The 15,022-nt window shown below is 67.2% G+C and carries 14 protein-coding genes; 8 read left to right on the forward strand and 6 right to left on the reverse strand.

Going from position 1 to position 15,022, the window contains the following annotated elements:
• Positions 1 to 422: 422 nt before the first annotated feature.
• Complete coding sequence (locus ACZ5KP_RS00805; protein WP_460918942.1) at positions 423 to 1,520, reverse strand: methyltransferase domain-containing protein; 1,098 nt, start codon at positions 1,518 to 1,520, stop codon at positions 423 to 425.
• A 146-nt stretch (positions 1,521 to 1,666) separates the two neighbouring features.
• Between ACZ5KP_RS00805 and ACZ5KP_RS00810 the strand changes: the two genes are divergently transcribed.
• The 3 genes from ACZ5KP_RS00810 to ACZ5KP_RS00820 all read left to right on the forward strand — a co-directional run bounded on the left by ACZ5KP_RS00810 (position 1,667) and on the right by ACZ5KP_RS00820 (position 3,469).
• On the forward strand, positions 1,667 to 2,206 hold the full coding sequence (locus ACZ5KP_RS00810; RefSeq protein ID WP_460918943.1) for a metal-dependent hydrolase: 540 nt from the start codon (positions 1,667 to 1,669) through the stop codon (positions 2,204 to 2,206).
• A 163-nt stretch (positions 2,207 to 2,369) separates the two neighbouring features.
• Entirely contained in the window at positions 2,370 to 2,930 is a 561-nt protein-coding gene (locus ACZ5KP_RS00815; RefSeq protein WP_460921074.1) for a TATA-box-binding protein, read from the forward strand.
• 182 nt (positions 2,931 to 3,112) lie between these two features.
• Entirely contained in the window at positions 3,113 to 3,469 is a 357-nt protein-coding gene (locus ACZ5KP_RS00820) for a DUF7473 family protein (RefSeq protein WP_460918944.1), read from the forward strand.
• 39 nt (positions 3,470 to 3,508) lie between these two features.
• Here ACZ5KP_RS00820 and hisG read toward each other — a convergent pair whose 3' ends face one another.
• The 3 genes from hisG to ACZ5KP_RS00835 form a co-directional block, all read right to left on the reverse strand.
• Positions 3,509 to 4,411, reverse strand: coding sequence for an ATP phosphoribosyltransferase (gene hisG / locus ACZ5KP_RS00825; protein WP_460918945.1), 903 nt, complete (start codon positions 4,409 to 4,411; stop codon positions 3,509 to 3,511).
• 65 nt (positions 4,412 to 4,476) lie between these two features.
• On the reverse strand, positions 4,477 to 5,958 hold the full coding sequence (locus ACZ5KP_RS00830; protein WP_460918946.1) for a glycosyltransferase family 87 protein: 1,482 nt from the start codon (positions 5,956 to 5,958) through the stop codon (positions 4,477 to 4,479).
• An 82-nt stretch (positions 5,959 to 6,040) separates the two neighbouring features.
• Entirely contained in the window at positions 6,041 to 6,364 is a 324-nt protein-coding gene (locus ACZ5KP_RS00835) for a hypothetical protein (protein ID WP_460918947.1), read from the reverse strand.
• 123 nt (positions 6,365 to 6,487) lie between these two features.
• On the opposite strand from ACZ5KP_RS00835, the gene ACZ5KP_RS00840 reads away from it, so the two are divergent.
• From ACZ5KP_RS00840 to ACZ5KP_RS00860, 5 genes are all read left to right on the forward strand, one after another.
• Positions 6,488 to 7,669, forward strand: coding sequence for an acyl-CoA dehydrogenase family protein (locus tag ACZ5KP_RS00840; protein WP_460918948.1), 1,182 nt, complete (start codon positions 6,488 to 6,490; stop codon positions 7,667 to 7,669).
• A 113-nt stretch (positions 7,670 to 7,782) separates the two neighbouring features.
• On the forward strand, positions 7,783 to 8,691 hold the full coding sequence (locus ACZ5KP_RS00845; RefSeq protein ID WP_460918949.1) for a DUF7979 domain-containing protein: 909 nt from the start codon (positions 7,783 to 7,785) through the stop codon (positions 8,689 to 8,691).
• The gene (locus tag ACZ5KP_RS00850; protein ID WP_460918950.1) at positions 8,688 to 9,677 is read left to right on the forward strand and encodes a hypothetical protein; all 990 of its coding nucleotides are present in this window, start codon (positions 8,688 to 8,690) and stop codon (positions 9,675 to 9,677) included. The genes ACZ5KP_RS00845 and ACZ5KP_RS00850 overlap by 4 nt, the downstream gene beginning before the upstream one ends.
• 92 nt (positions 9,678 to 9,769) lie before the next feature.
• Positions 9,770 to 12,022 (forward strand): ribosome rescue protein RqcH, encoded by a 2,253-nt coding sequence (rqcH, locus tag ACZ5KP_RS00855; RefSeq protein WP_460918951.1) that lies wholly within the window; start codon positions 9,770 to 9,772, stop codon positions 12,020 to 12,022.
• 120 nt (positions 12,023 to 12,142) lie between these two features.
• Positions 12,143 to 12,634, forward strand: a complete 492-nt coding sequence (locus ACZ5KP_RS00860) for a hypothetical protein (RefSeq protein WP_460918952.1) — start codon at positions 12,143 to 12,145, stop codon at positions 12,632 to 12,634.
• Positions 12,635 to 12,711: 77 nt separating this feature from the next.
• Here ACZ5KP_RS00860 and moaC read toward each other — a convergent pair whose 3' ends face one another.
• Together moaC and ACZ5KP_RS00870 are read right to left on the reverse strand one after the other, a co-directional pair.
• Positions 12,712 to 13,248 (reverse strand): cyclic pyranopterin monophosphate synthase MoaC, encoded by a 537-nt coding sequence (moaC, locus tag ACZ5KP_RS00865; RefSeq protein WP_460918953.1) that lies wholly within the window; start codon positions 13,246 to 13,248, stop codon positions 12,712 to 12,714.
• A complete protein-coding gene (locus ACZ5KP_RS00870) occupies positions 13,241 to 14,722 on the reverse strand; it encodes an NAD(P)H-hydrate dehydratase (RefSeq protein ID WP_460918954.1) in 1,482 nt (493 codons plus the stop codon). The genes moaC and ACZ5KP_RS00870 overlap by 8 nt, the downstream gene beginning before the upstream one ends.
• Positions 14,723 to 15,022 lie beyond the last annotated feature (300 nt).

The raw sequence follows: 15,022 nt of genomic DNA on the forward strand, positions 1-15,022 counted from the left end.
AAGTGGAGCTGAACAGAGAATGATCCGCCATTACAAAGACCACCTTGGAAGCCCCCTCCCGCTCGACGATCCTGACTCGCTGCGCGCCTCGCCTCCCTACGGTCGGCTGCGGTGCTTACGTCGTCAGGTATCGCCGAGCGGTCGGCCCCTTCCAGTCCCACCCGCGGACTGTCGAGCCAAGTGTAGCTCCGTGGGACGGTCAACAGAGTGTAGCATGGAAAGTCGCTCACAGCGAGGTTCGACCGACAGTCCATCGCACTAAGACCTGTTCAGATTCACTCGGGTGGGGCTCCGGAAGGGGCCGACCGGTCGATCCGGCCCCGGCGACGTAAGCACCACAGTGAGGGAGCGAAGCGACCGAGCGAGGAGCACAGCGAGCCGCGGCCGGTCGAGTGGGAGGGGGCTTCCGTGAACTGTTCCGGTTACGGACCCGACAGACGCTCTTCCCGTTTCAGAAGATGAATCGACCGAACCAGCGACCGATGCACGCGCCGTCGATGGACACACTCGACGGTCCAGCCGGCAGACTCCGCGGCGTCGACCCACGATCGATCGGCGACGACGATCGCCCGCGGAGCGACACCGCTCGCAGCCGAGAGCGCACCTTCGACCAGATCGTCCAGATCGTCCGCCGCCACAGCGGACTGACGTTCGTACGGAACGTCGACGACGAGCCCGTCCGCAGCGTCGGCGGCGAGCGGAAGCCGCCGCGCGTCACCCCGAACAACTTCCCAATCCCCGTCGGCCGGAGCCAGTTCCCCCAGATTTTCCCGCGTCCCGCGAACCATCTTCTGCTGGGCGTCGACGCCCACGACCCGCGATCCGACCAGCGACGCCTCGAGGACGATCCCACCTGTGCCACACATCGGATCGACGATCGTCGCGCCCGGCCGAGCGCCCGCGAGATTCACCAGCGCTCTCGCCAGCGCGGGATCCATGCTGCCGGGCTGGAAGAACGGGCGGTCCGTCGGCGCGCGATCGCCGAACGTCGCGTCGCGCTCGACGTCGACCCAGCCGAGCAGACAGACGTCCGCGTCGTCGGCGCTACCGGCGAGGCCGATCCGGCCCGCCGCTTCGACGCTGAGAGGATCCTCGCCCGCGTCCCTGTTGGCCGGATCCCGTGCTAGCTCCCCGTTCGCGAACAGCGCGCGAAGGACGTGATCCGGGTCGTCGAGATCGACGGCGAACCCGCGATCGGTGAGCACACCGCCAAGCTCGCGCTCTGCACGCTGGGTATCGATCGAGGCGGAGCCCCGGACGTCCCGTGCTCGCACCGCGACCGTCCCCTCGCGGTCGATCGCCGCGGTTTCGAGCAGGGCCCGTGCGCTCTCGACGCTGGCATCGGTGTGGCCGACGACCGACCCGACCGCCCGCGTCATTGCGAGTCCTGCGGCGCGATCGGCGACGATCGCCCTCGCCGTGGCGATCCCGGGGGCGAGAATCGACACGTCGCTGGCGGCTGCCGTCGCCTCCAGCGCGGCGAAGGGGTCGTCCTCGCCAGCGAACTCCAGCCAGTACACGCCCGAGAGTGGCCCGGGTCGAATTTGAGCGTGGCGGTGTTCGGCGGGATCCGATTTGGTCCACGGCCTCCGGAACCACGCCATCGGCCGCCCGTTTCAATCACGGGACCGTCACGTACTTCCTGTTCTCAGCCGATCGTGTTGGTATGTGGCCGCTGGGACACGCTGCGGGCGCCTACCTCCTCGCCAGCATCGGTGCCGAACGCGAGTGGCTCCCGCAACCTGACGCGGTGTTCGTAGTGGTCGTGCTGGTCGCGTCGCAGCTCCCCGATCTCGTCGACAAGCCCTTCGCGTGGTTCGTGCCGGTCCTGCCCGCCGGTCGCTCGCTCGGTCACTCGCTGTTCGTGATCCTGCCGCTCTGCGTGCTCGCCGTCCTCCTCGCGCGACGGCTGGGTCGGACCGGGCTCGGCCTTGCTGTCGCCCTCGCGCTCTGTTCCCACCTCGCGCTGGACGTGCTGCCCGTACTCTGGGGCAACGGCACCTGGCGATACGTCCTCTGGCCAGTGTTAGAGGTCGAGGGGTACGACACGCCGCCGTCCATCGTCGCGATGTTCGAGGATTCGCTCGACGCCCCGTACTTCTGGGCTGAGTTCGTGCTGGCTGGTCTGGCCTTCGTGCGCTGGCGGGCGGACGGATGGCCGGGGCTGCCCCGCGCCGTCGCCACTGTGAATCCGAGCGCAGACTGAGACGCGACGGCGCATCACCGTGCCGGCTGAATCCGACGCTTTCGTCGGATTTCGACCCCGTTCTGGATCCCCGCGCATTCGGCAGCAACGAGGTCGTCCAGTGGCAGATGGCTCCGTGGCACCAACCTTTATAAGCCTTAAATACGCTTCTTAAAGTGTGGCTATGACCGACCCGAAGGATACTATCAATATCGAGAACGTCGTCGCCTCCACGGGGATCGGCCAGGAGCTCGACCTCCAGAGCGTCGCAATGGACCTCGAGGGCGCCGATTACGATCCCGAGCAGTTCCCGGGCCTCGTGTATCGCACCCAGGAGCCCAAGTCCGCCGCGCTGATCTTCCGCTCCGGGAAGATCGTCTGCACCGGCGCGAAGAGCACGGACGACGTCCACGAGAGCCTGCGGATCGTCTTCGACAAACTCCGCGAGCTCGAGATCGACGTCAACGACGACCCCGAGATCGTCGTCCAGAACATCGTTACGAGCGCCGACCTCGGTCGCAATCTCAACCTCAACGCGATCGCGATCGGCCTCGGTCTCGAGAACATCGAGTACGAGCCCGAGCAGTTCCCCGGCCTCGTCTACCGGCTCGACGAGCCCGAAGTCGTCGCGCTCCTGTTCGGCTCCGGCAAACTCGTCATCACCGGCGGCAAGCAGCCCGAAGACGCCGAGCACGCCGTCGACGAAATCGTCAACCGGCTCGAGGACCTCGGCCTGCTGGAGTAACGACCCGACAGCGCATCCGATCGCTTCCGAAACTGTCCAGTCTGCTTCGCACCGACGCTCTGGACCCGTTTTCGCCGTAACTTTTCCGTGCTCGCGTGTCGAACCCGAGCCGGTGCTGTCTCGGTCGTGTCGGGCCGTCGCCGATCGTCAGTGCCAAGGCCGCGGTGGCGCCATATCCGGTCATGGCACTCGCGGACGTCGCGGCGCAGGCGGTCGGAACGTTTCTGGTTGCGACCGTGTTCTACACGCTGACCGTCCACCTCTCGGCGACGTACGTCCTCGAGGACGCCTCGGTCTTCGAGGCGCTCCTCGTCGGACCGGTTCCGGCAGCGATCAGCGTCGTGGTCGGCTTCGCCGCCGAGTCGACCATGCCGGTCCTCGCTCCGCTCGCGGTTCCGCTCGTCGCGATCCCAGCGGACTATCTGGTCATCGGGTGGAGCTACGAACTCGACCGCCGCATGGCGGCGCTGGTCACGCTCGGCCATTTCGTCGTGAGCGTCTTGCTCGCAGCGAGCCTTATCAGCCTCTTCACGGTATAACGGCCGAACGCACGCACGATTCGCGAAACTACTGGCGGTCTACTCGACGAGCCGTTCGATCTCGGTCACGAGGATCCCGCTCGCTCCGGCGGCCTTCAGGTTCGTGATCGTCTCGAAGACGTTCCGTTCGTCGACGACGACGTGGACGGCGAGCATGTCCTCCTGGGCACCGGCGGATTCGGCCCCCGCGCTGCTTCCAGCGTCGGCACCGTCGCCCTCGGCGACGTCCATCACAGTCGGCCCACCCAGTCCGGGAATCTGCTCGCGAACGTCATCGAGTTTGTCGCGCGGGACGTTCATCATGAGGTAGCGCTTGCCCTCCGCGTCGAGTACGGACTCCATCGCGGTGGCGATCTGCTCGACCTTCTCGTCGTCCGCGGCGTCGTTTCGAGCGAACAGCCGGACGGAGCTCTGGAGCACCTCGTCGACGATCGCGAGACGGTTGACCTGCAGCGTCGTCCCGGTCGACGTGATGTCGACGATGGCGTCGGCCATCCCGGCGTGGGGCGTCAGCTCCGTCGCGCCGGTGACCTCGACGACCTTCGCGTCGATCCCTTCCTCGTCGAGGTAGTTCCGGGTAATCGTCGGGAACTCCGTCGCGACCTTGCCGCCGGCGACGTCCTCGGGCTGCTCGATGCCGCCCTCTTCCGGCGCAGCGAGCACGAGCCGGCACTCGCCAAAGCCAAGATCGAGGAGTTCGGCCACGTTGTCGGGATCGGCCTCCGCGATCTGATCGCGGCCGGTGATCCCGACCTCTGCAGCGCCGTCGGCGACGTACTCCGGGATGTCCGCCGCACGGGCGAACAGGACGGAGACGTCGGGATCGACGGTGTCGGCGTAGAGCTTCCGATCGGCACCGTCGCGAAGGTGCAGCCCCGCGCGTTCGAGCAGCTCGATCGTCGGCTCGTGGAGGCGCCCCTTGTTCGGCACGGCGATTCGCATGATCGTTCGTTCCGGGCCGGGGGTCAACTGTCTTTCCGTCCGCGAGCGTGGGTTTGGGGGCGCCCCTACTCGTTGGCGGATTCTCCCGTGCCGGCGGTCCATCGCTCCGTCGGATCCCAGGTGCCCGGGAGGTCCAGCCCGCGCGCTTCGAGCCACTCGCGTAGCGGCGGCCCGGCGGGCCGCGCGTCGGTCGCCCCCTCGGGAAGGGAATCGTCGTCGAAGTAGCCGAGCTTCACGATCCCACAGGCGAGGAGCATGACCGCCAGTCCGAGGAGCTGTGTCGTAGCGGTCGTAGCGATCGGATCGAGGACGAACTGGATCGGGGCCGGGTAGCTCGAGAGATCCTCCAACACACCGGGTGGCCAGACGGCGTACGCCAGGAGCAACCCGCCGACGAGGAAGACGATCCGGGCGGGGTGTCGATCCAGAACGTACGCGAGGACGATCACCGGCAGGAAGGTCAGGGCGACGTAGTACTGGAGAGAGGGCACGACCGTGACGGCGACCGCCGCAGCCGCGAACGCGCCGACCAGCCGGTCCAGGCGGGTGGGAAGCCGACGGAGCGCGAGGCCCGCAACGAGGAGCCCGATCGCGAACGACCCCAGGACGAGCGCAGTGGTGAGCCACTCCGGGGAACCGGGGACGACGCCCCAGAGGACGTGGGAAAGCGGACGCTGGATCGTCACGTAGAACGTCTCGTCTGCAGGGAACCCGCCCATGAACAGCTTCGTGTCGCTCCGTGGAATCACTGCCTCCCTGAGCCACCGTTCGGTCATTCCGAATCCGAAAGCGCGATCGCCAGTGTCCCAGCCAAATGGTCCCAGTGCGAAGAGCAACTCGCCAGCGAGCAATCCGCCGATCCCGACGGCGAGCGCCGATGCAGTGGCCCACCACGCTCGAATCCGCAGGAGGTAGAGCCCGAGCAGTGCGGGGAAGACCTTGATCAGCGCGACGGTCGCGAACAGTCCACCGGCGACGGATTGCCGTCGCGCCGAATCGTCTCCCACTTCGAGCAGGTAGATTCCGGCGGCGACGCCCGCACCGAGCAGGAGATTGACGTTGCCGTAGAAGAAGTTCACCACCATCTGCGAGCCGAGATAGCAGAAAGCGAAGACGAGTGCGACGTCGATCCATCCCAGCGGCCGGCCGAGGTCCTCGACGTACCGAACGGCGAACACCGTCAGTGCGACGGCAGCGAGTGCGTTCAGGCCGAGGAAGAGCCAGTAGCCCGCTGTGGGTGAGACGAGTTGGGTAGGAACGAAGAGGAGGATCGTGATCGGCGGGTAGAGGTACTCGTAGAAATCGCTCTCACCGGGCGGTGAGACGTCGTAGAAGTTCCCGCCGGCGAAGAGCTCGTCCACGGCGTAGTAGTACACTTCGTAGTTCACGCCGACGGCGCTCTCGGGATCGATCCCTGGCGGTGCTACGGTCGCCCCGAAGTACGATTGAACGTCGTGGAGCCCGAAGAACACGGGGACGAGCAGGAGCAGCCAGGGCACCGGATATAGCTGGGCGACGAGCGGTCGATCCGATCCCGGGAGCGCCATCTGTCGAATACAACGACGAGATCGGTACAAGGGTCTTGTGTCACCAGGGCGGACACAGGCGACGGAGTCGACGCGGCGGCCGCTACTCGTCGTCGATCTCGGCGAGTCGGGCCTCCACGTCGGCAACGAGTGCCGTCAGCGCCTCCGCGCGAAGCGTCTCCGCGTCGTCGGAGCCACGCTCGGCGGTCACCTGCTCGACGAGCTCAGCCCGGGGCTCGCTGTCAGCGAGCGCCAGCACGCGCTCACAGACCGCGTCGGTCATCTGCGGGACGACGGCGCCGACGGTATCCCAGACGGCGTCGGACCGGTTTCGCATCGGAAGCTCCGCGGCCGCGTCGGTTGCGAGGCTCTCGACCAGCTCGTCGTAGGCGTCGGCGTCCAGCTCGTCGTGGAGGTCAACGTCCATCGACTGCGCGGATGCCCGCCACTGGCATGATGGTTTCGGCGATCCACCGACGGTCGATACTGGCGGTCGCTGCCCACGAACGGCGACGGGTACTTTTTGGTACCGGGGGCCCACCGGGACAGCATGCTGGATTACCTCGATCTGGCGGCGGAGCTGACCGAGGAGGAGCGCCTCGTCCGCGACACCGCCCGCGAGTTCGTCGACGATAGAGTCCGACCGGACGTCGGCGACTGGTACGAGGCCGGGGAGTTTCCCGAGCACCTGATCTCCGAGATGGGCGAGCTGGATTTCTTCGCGCCCAACCTCGACGTCGGCGAGCTGCCCGGCGTCGGTGAGCGCGCGTACGGCCTCCTCATGCAGGAACTCGAAGCCGGCGACTCCGGCATCCGTTCGATGGCGAGCGTCCAGGGCGCGCTCGTGATGTGGCCGATCGCGAACTACGGAAGCGAAGCCCAGCGGGATCGGTGGCTTCCGGATCTCGCCAGCGGCGACGCCGTCGGCTGTTTCGGCCTGACCGAGCCCGAACACGGCTCCAACCCTTCGGCGATGGAGACGAGTGCGGAACCAGCAGACGACGGAGAGGGATACGTCCTCTCGGGAACCAAGACCTGGATCACGAACGCGCCGATCGCCGACGTCGCGCTGGTCTGGGCGAAACTCGCAGAAGATTGCGACCTCGGGGACGCTGGGACGGTCCGCGGATTCCTCGTGGACGCCGATCGAGACGGGCTCAACACGAGCGAGCAGGAGGGCAAGCTCTCGATGCGTGCCTCCTGTACCGGCGAGCTTTCACTCTCCGACGTTCGAGTCCCCGAGGACGCGGTATTGCCCGGCGTCTCGGGGATGAAGGGGCCGCTCTCCTGTCTCACGCAGGCCCGCTACGGCATCGCGTGGGGCGCGGTCGGTGCGACGCGGGACTGCTTCGAGACCGCGCGGGAGTACGCCACCGATCGCGAGCAGTTCGGCGGCCCGATCGCACGGTTTCAGCTCCAGCAGTCGAAGCTCGCGGAGATGGCGACCCAGCACACGACTGCCCAGCAGATGGCGTTCAGACTCGCGGAGCTCAAAGAACGCGGCGAGCTGCGGCCCCAGCACGTTTCGATGGCGAAGCGACACAACGTCCGGGTCGCGCGGGATCAGGCCAGGGTGGCCCGCGAGATGCTCGGCGCGAACGGGATCACGACGGACTATCCGCCGATGCGCCACGCCGCGAACATGGAGACGGTGTACACCTACGAGGGGACCGACGACATCCACACGCTGATTCTCGGCGAAGACCTGACCGGAATCCCAGCGTACGAGTGACTCGCTGGAGGATTCGTACTGCCCAGTGTGATCGATGGTCGGCCGCACGGTGTGACGTTTCGTTCGATTTGACAAACAGAAAACTTATTCCATAACTCCGACGAGGCGAGGTCGTGCCCTCCAGAAGAGCAGTACTCGCCGGTAGCGTGGCGGTCGGCGGCTCCCTCGCGGGCTGTGTGTCCTTCAGCACCGGGCGCACCCCTCGAGACGCGAGCCTCGATCTCCGCACGGTTTCGGACCGCGAACTCGCCGAATCGGTGTACGACCCCTACGACGTTCCCGGCGAGATTCTCGACGACGCCCTCGCCGCGGACCGGGCAATGACGACTGCGCCCGCTGCCTATCCCGAAGGAAGCGTCGAGCGACACGACGACGGTTCGTACTACGTACTCGACGTGCAGCCGTCGGGACCGACCTGGATCGAGTACGCGATCGGGTTCGAGCCCAGCAGTGACGGCGAGACCGTGGGCGATCCGACGCCGATCGCGGAGTTGCCGGCGATCGACCAGGCCGTCGTCGACGACGCGTTCGACATAAACTCCGAAGCAGCGTCCGGGGAATCGTCCGACGGAGAGAGCTCATTCGCCGTCTCCACGACACGTATCTACGACGAGACGGACCGAACCCGGTCGACGTTCGTCGGCGGAGACGACGCGGCGATCTCGCAGCAGGGATCGATCTACAGGGTCCACACCGAGCGCACCCACGTCATTCCCGGAATCGCGACGATCGCGGCCGAGCAGGTCGCGGCGGACGCCGAGCGCTTTGGGGGCTACCTCCGCTCGGAACGAGCGGTTCCGCTGACCGATCTCTCGACAGCGGAACGCGAGGTCGTCGAGGCGGCGATCGACGGCGAGTACGAGACCGGAACCGACGACAGCGGGTTCGCAGCCCTCTACCAGCGGCTGGACGCCGAGTGGCAACTCGACGACCGCAGCGACACGCTCGTCGTCCAGTTCGAGGGTGAGACGTATTTCGCCGCCATCGACGGGCTGGAACACTACGGAAGTGAGCAGCGATGACTGACGGTGAAGACGGACGTTCAGTCAGCGTTGCCGATACTGAACGGGTGCCTGCAGACACCGAGGACGGACCACGTCGGCGATCCCTGCTGGGCGTTGCGGGTGCCGCCGGCGTCGCCGCTCTCGCTGGCTGCTGGGGAATGGCGTACGAGTATCTCGACTTCCAGGCCCTCGACCCGGCAGCGCTCGCGGACAGGGCCGCGGTTACCGATCACGACCGCGGCCCACTCATCGACGCGCTGGAATCGTACGGATCCGTCTCCGGGACCGAGCCGGATTCTGCCTTCGTTGATGGGGATTTCGTCGCGACCGACGACGACAGCTACCACGAACTCTCGGTCGCACAGGCATCGGAGCGGTGGATCGGGCGTGCGTTCGGGTTCGAACCAGTTGCCGGATCTGTCGGCGGTTCGACGATAGCGGCGACGGAGCTGCCCGCAACCGATCGCGCCGTGCTGGAGGAGGCGTTCGAGTCGTCCGGCGACGGATCGCCCGGCGAAGAGTCCTCGGGCGACGGATCAGTCGACAGTGACCCCTTCGGTGACGGAGTCACCATTGCGGGCGTCGGGAGCCGAGTGAGCCGCACGGACCAGGGTTCGTCCTCGATGCTCGGAGACGCCGACGGCGAATTTCTCACGAGAGCGGGCGAGCGGTACAGAATCCACGTGCGGGACCGGACCGTCGCAACCAGGCGGAAGGAGTACTCGATCGAGAATTCGTGGGGCTCCGCCGAAGCTCTAGGCGAGTGGCTCGGCCGCGAGCGTGCTACCGCACTCCGGAACCTCACGGACTCGGAGCGTGACGTCGTGCAAGCGGCGATCGACGGCAAGAGCAAACGGGCCGACGCCGACCGCGACGCCTTCGACGCCATCGTTCACACACTACTGGACGACGAGCCGATCAAGACCGAGGACGGGGACGGGCTCACGATGTGGGTAGTCCGATGGAACGGGACGGCCTACTGGGCGATCTACCGGGGCACGTGAGCTCGCGGGCGAGACGCACCACCTCGAATCGGCGACGGTGAGCTACCGACTGGAACGGAACGCCTTTCCGGGACCACGGGGACCCATCGAACATGGAGCCCAAGCGGGAACTCGCCAGCGTCGACCTCCGCGCCCTGATCGGAGAGCTGGGTAGCTACGAGGGCGCGATCGTCGACAAGGCGTACCTCTACGACGACGGCCTCCTCCGCTTGCGGCTACGCGATCACGACCGCGGTCGGCTGGAGCTGCTGATTCAGGTCGGCGAGCAGAAACGGATCCACGTCGCGGACCCCGACCTCGTACCCGACGCGCCCGATCGCCCGCCGAACTTCGCGAAGATGATCCGGAACCGGATGTCCGGCGCGACGTTCGAGGGCATCGAGCAGCACGGCTTCGACCGCATCGTCAAACTCGACTTCGAACGCACCGACTCGGATACCTCGATCGTCGCGGAGCTGTTCGGCGACGGCAACATCGCCGTCCTCGACGACAACGGGAGCGTCGTGGATAGCCTCGACACGGTTCGGCTACACTCCCGGACCGTCGCCCCGGGGTCGCAGTACGAGTATCCCGACGCGCGCGTCGATCCGCTCTCGCTGTCTTACGACGGGTTCGTCCAGCACATGAACGACTCGGACACCGACGTCGTCCGGACGCTCGCGACACAGCTCGATCTGGGCGGCGAGTACGCCGAGGAGCTGTGCGCCCGCGCCGGCGTCGAGAAGGAACTGCCGATCGAGGAGGCCGACGACGAGGACTACGAGCCGCTCTACGACGCCCTCCAGTGGCTTGCAGAGGCGCTCTCGACGGCGGACCTCGACCCGCGCGTCTACTACGACGATCCGCCCGAAGACGGGGGAGCCGACGGAACGGGCGGAGGCGGCTCGGACGGGAACGCACCCGAACGTGGCCCACCGGTCGACGTCACGCCGGTTCCGCTCGCGGACCACGAGACCCTCGCCAGCGAACCCCACGACACGTTCAACGCGGCGGTCGACGCGTACTTCCACGAACTCCAGCGAGCGGAATCCGACGCCGGCGAGAGCGCAGGCAAGCCCGATCGTCCGGACTTCGAGGGCGAAATCGAGACCCAGGAGCGGATCATCGCCCAGCAGGAGGAGGCGATCGTCGGCTTCGAAGCCGAAGCCGAAGACCTGCGGGCCGCTGCGGAGGCGCTGTACGCGAACTACGACCTCGTCGACGAACTCCTCCGGACCGTCAGCGCGGCTCGCGAAGAAGGTCACGACTGGGACGCGGTCGAGGAACGCCTCGCGGAGGGCGCCGAACGAGGGTTCGATGCCGCCGCAATCGTCGACGACGTCGACCCGCAAAACGCACGGATCCGGGTGACGCTCGAGACCGACGCGACCGACGCCAGCGACGGCGAGGACGACGGCGACGACACCGAGCAACACACCGCCTGGATCGAGGCCGAGGAAGGCGTCGAGCACAACGCCGACCGGCTCTACACCGAAGCGAAGGCCGTCGAGGAGAAGAAGGCCGGCGCGGAGTCTGCGATCGAGGACACCCGCGAGCGGCTCGCGGAGATCGAGGACCGCCGCGAGGAGTGGGAAGCTCGTGACGAAGCGGAGGACGACGAACGATCCGACGAGGGTGACGAGGAGGCGGAGGAAGACGACGGTCGCTCGGACCAGGAGTGGCTCGACATGCCCTCGATTCCGGTCCGGAGCCGCGACTGGTGGTACGACCGCTTCCGCTGGGTCCGGACCTCGCAGGGCTTCCTCGTCATCGGTGGCCGCGACGCCGACCAGAACGAGGAACTCGTCCAGAAGTACCTCGAACCGGGCGATCGCTTCCTGCACGCCCAGGCCCACGGCGGCCCAGTCACGATCCTGAAAGCCGCAGATCCCAGCGAGTCCGGGGCGGACGTCGAGATTCCGGAGGCCGCCGAGCGCGAGGCGGCGCGCTTCGCCGTAACCCACAGTTCGATCTGGAAGGAGGGGAAGTTCGCCGGCGACGTCTACGCCGTCGACCACGATCAGGTCTCGAAGACGCCGGAAAGCGGCGAGTTCCTCGAGAAAGGCGGCTTCGCGATCCGCGGCGACCGCACCTACTACGACGACGTGGAGGTCGCTTGCTCGGTCGGCATCCAGTGCGAACCCGAGACCCGCGTGATCGGCGGGCCACCGGAGTCGATTGCAGACCGATCGGTGACCACCATCCGCGTCGAGCCGGGAAAGTTCGCCCAGGGCGACGTCGGCAAGCGGATCTACCGCGAGTTCCGCGACCGCTTCGCCGACACCAGTTTCGTACGAAAGGTGGCGAGCCCCGACCTGATCCAGCATTTCCTCCCGCCGGGCACGAGCCGGATCGCCGAGGAGTGAGTCGGCGAATCCGACGGATCGTTTCGCAGTCGACCGGTGCAAAGAACGAAGTGCGCGGCGTATCGCTGTTCGATAGCGTCCGACCGATGCCATCCAGCACCACGTTTCTGGTGATTACGCGTGTCCGATGAGAACCTCGTCTGTCCGGAGTGTGGCGAACCGATCGGCGTGACGTCGGCGTACTGCATGCACTGCTCTGCCGATCTCACCGAGAAGGACACCGGTTCGGCGACGGCTGCCGACGAGGGGTGGAACAGCGACCACGGAGACGACGGAGGGTCGGTCGGGTCGGCCATCGAGGAAGCGATCGCAGACGCGACGTCGGGTGCCGATGACGATCCGGGCGGCGATACTGAAGCGACCGCGTCGCCGGGGGACCTGCCCCCGGAGCTCCGATCGAACGGCGGCGCGGTCGGGACGCCGCGGCTGGAGCCCGGGAAACTCCTCCTGAAAGCGGTCGGCGTCGTGCTCTCGATCGGTCTGGGCTTCGCCGTCGGACTCGGAAGTGCCGTCGCCCTCACGGCTGTGATCGCCAACGACCTCGCCTTCCTCGTGGGGATCGTCGTCTGGTTCGGGGTGACGGCGACCTGCTTCCGGCTTGCCCCGATCTAACTTCGGGGTCAGCACCGGCGCTTCTTCACCGTGAACCGGTGCAAGAGCGTTCGCGATGCACGGACGGTTCCGTGCCGTCACTCGATCGGACGTTTCGTCTTCTCCACGACCCCGACGTCCTCGATACTCGTTTCCGGATACCCTCCGTCGGCGTCCTTCTCCGCCGACTTCACCATGTCCCAGACGACGTTGAGGCCGGTCGTCACGCCCTCGAGGGCCTCCATCTCGCAGCCGGTCTTGCCGGTCGTCTCGACGGCGACGGACAGCGTCACCGCCTCGTCGCCGAGGTCGAACTCGGTCTCGACGTTCGTGATCGGGATCTGATGACACAGCGGGATCGTCTCCCAGGTGTGCTTGACCGCCTGGATCGCGCCGACGCGCGCCGTCGCGAGCACGTCGCCCTTCTCGATATCGTTCGTCTCGGCCCCGCTGGCGTCGATGGACCGGATCGTCGACGGCTGGAGGCGGAGCTGGCCTTGCGCGACTGCCCGGCGTGCCGTGTCGGGCTTGTCGCCGACGTCTACCATGTCGACGGAGCCATCGTCGTCGGTATGGGTCAGCGCCGCGTCGGACTGTGAGTCGTCCCCGTCGGAGAATTCGTCATCCTCAGTCATCTCGGTCACCCCACATCGCGAGCGGGATCTCGGGAAGGAGGTCCGCAGCGAGCAGTCCGTACCCCCGCTCGTCCACGACCGAATCGCCCGCGCGACCGTTGACGAACGCTGCGATCGCACCTGCCTGCACCGGAGACTGTGTCGAGGACAGCGCCCCACAGATTCCGGCGAGCACGTCGCCCGTTCCGCCGGCGGTCATTCCCGGATTCCCGGTTCGGTTCACGCGCGTCTCGTCGCCGTCACTGATCACGTCGTAGGGGGCCTTGACGAGGAGCGTCGCGTCGAGACGCTCCGCAAAGTCCTCGACGGCATCGGCTCGCTCGCGCCACTCGTCGTTCTCGGGGCCGCCCATCGCCGCCAGTTCGCCGCGGTGTGGCGTACAAAGTAACGTCGCGTCGCGTTCGGCCGGGTCCACGTCGGGCACGACCCGGAGCGGATCGGCGTCGACGACGACCGTCCCGGTCGCGGAGGCGAGAAACTCTCTGGCTGCATCGAGCGTGTCAGCATCCCGACCCAGGCCGGGACCGATCACCGTCGCCGTGCGGTCGGCTTCGAGGTCGAGCAACGCGTCGACGTGGCCCGGCCGAACTCGATCGCCCGGCAGCGGCTCCGTAATGAGGCTCTCCGAGTAGCTCTGCACCTCGTCGGCGACGGACTCCGGGCAGGCGACCGTCACGAGGTCGGCGCCGGCCCGCAGGGCTGCCTGCCCGGTGAGCGCCGGCGCGCCAGTGTAGGGCCCGCCGCCGATCACGAGGACGTGGCCGTGATCGCCCTTGTGACTGTCCGAAGCCCTGTCGAGGAGCTGGAGGTCGCCACGTTCGACGAACAGTTCAGCAGCCCCGGGGATGCCGATGTCGGCGACCTCGATCGACGCGTCGAGGTCCCCGAGCCCGGGCTTCTCGTCGTGGAACGTGACCACGTGATCGGCCTCCACTGCAGCCCCGGGTGCGTCGCCGGAATCGGCGTCGATGCCGGAGGGGACGTCGACGGCGACGACGGGCGCGTCGGCGGCGTTGATGGCCTCGGCGGCGGTCGCGGCCGGTTCCCGGAGCGCCCCAGTGACGCCGGTGCCGAGCATGGCGTCGACGACGAGATCTGCCTCCGCGAGGACCGTCGCTGGCCCCGGATCGGTCCCCCTCCCTGAGAGTGCCGTGGAGTCGCGGACCTCCTGCACGTCGTGTTCGGCCGCACTGAGCGCCGTCCAGTTCTCGCGAGCGATCTCGGTCGAGATGGTGGATGCCCTGCCGAGGAGGAGCGTGGTCACGTCGCGATCCTCGAGAAATCGCGCGGCGACGAAGGCGTCGCCGCCGTTGTTGCCTCGACCAGCCACGATCGCGACCCGATCGTCGGGCGCGGTCCGCTCTCGGACGGCGTGGGCGACGGCGTTCCCGCTGGATTCCATGAGCTGCTTCCGGGGGACGCCGAGCGCCGCGGCGTTCGCGTCGACGGCGGCCATCCGGTCGCTGGTGATCATGCGGCCTCGTTCGTCGTGAGAGGACAAAGGTTCCGGGGGAGTTTGGACGGTCTTCCGGTCGCTGGCTCCGTGCAGCAGTTCCAAGCCCACAGATCGACGGGGGAATCGGTGCGCGGAGTTGCAGCAGTGAGTGCGTAGACGGTCGGTGAACACGTGTGCATGCGTCCGTGTCACGCGCCAGGGACGACTGGACGGCGTATTCGAGCCCCAAAGTGGAGCAAGAACGGACAGTTCGGCCGACGCCAGCGTCGTCAGACGCTGTCACGTGGTAACGAGAAGTGTCCTCGTTGCGTGCGAGTT

It is taken from the genome of Salinarchaeum chitinilyticum (assembly GCF_055390775.1).

What these genes read in the sequence shown, in the direction of transcription:
- ACZ5KP_RS00810 (WP_460918943.1), top strand. Translation starts at nt 1,667, where the DNA reads ATGTGGCCGCTGGGACACGCTGCGGGCGCCTACCTCCTCGCCAGCATC.
- ACZ5KP_RS00815 (WP_460921074.1), top strand. Translation starts at nt 2,370, where the DNA reads ATGACCGACCCGAAGGATACTATCAATATCGAGAACGTCGTCGCCTCC.
- ACZ5KP_RS00820 (WP_460918944.1), top strand. Translation starts at nt 3,113, where the DNA reads ATGGCACTCGCGGACGTCGCGGCGCAGGCGGTCGGAACGTTTCTGGTT.
- hisG (WP_460918945.1), bottom strand. Translation starts at nt 4,411, where the DNA reads ATGCGAATCGCCGTGCCGAACAAGGGGCGCCTCCACGAGCCGACGATC.
- ACZ5KP_RS00830 (WP_460918946.1), bottom strand. Translation starts at nt 5,958, where the DNA reads ATGGCGCTCCCGGGATCGGATCGACCGCTCGTCGCCCAGCTATATCCG.
- ACZ5KP_RS00835 (WP_460918947.1), bottom strand. Translation starts at nt 6,364, where the DNA reads ATGGACGTTGACCTCCACGACGAGCTGGACGCCGACGCCTACGACGAG.
- ACZ5KP_RS00840 (WP_460918948.1), top strand. Translation starts at nt 6,488, where the DNA reads ATGCTGGATTACCTCGATCTGGCGGCGGAGCTGACCGAGGAGGAGCGC.
- ACZ5KP_RS00850 (WP_460918950.1), top strand. Translation starts at nt 8,688, where the DNA reads ATGACTGACGGTGAAGACGGACGTTCAGTCAGCGTTGCCGATACTGAA.
- rqcH (WP_460918951.1), top strand. Translation starts at nt 9,770, where the DNA reads ATGGAGCCCAAGCGGGAACTCGCCAGCGTCGACCTCCGCGCCCTGATC.
- moaC (WP_460918953.1), bottom strand. Translation starts at nt 13,248, where the DNA reads ATGACTGAGGATGACGAATTCTCCGACGGGGACGACTCACAGTCCGAC.
- ACZ5KP_RS00870 (WP_460918954.1), bottom strand. Translation starts at nt 14,722, where the DNA reads ATGATCACCAGCGACCGGATGGCCGCCGTCGACGCGAACGCCGCGGCG.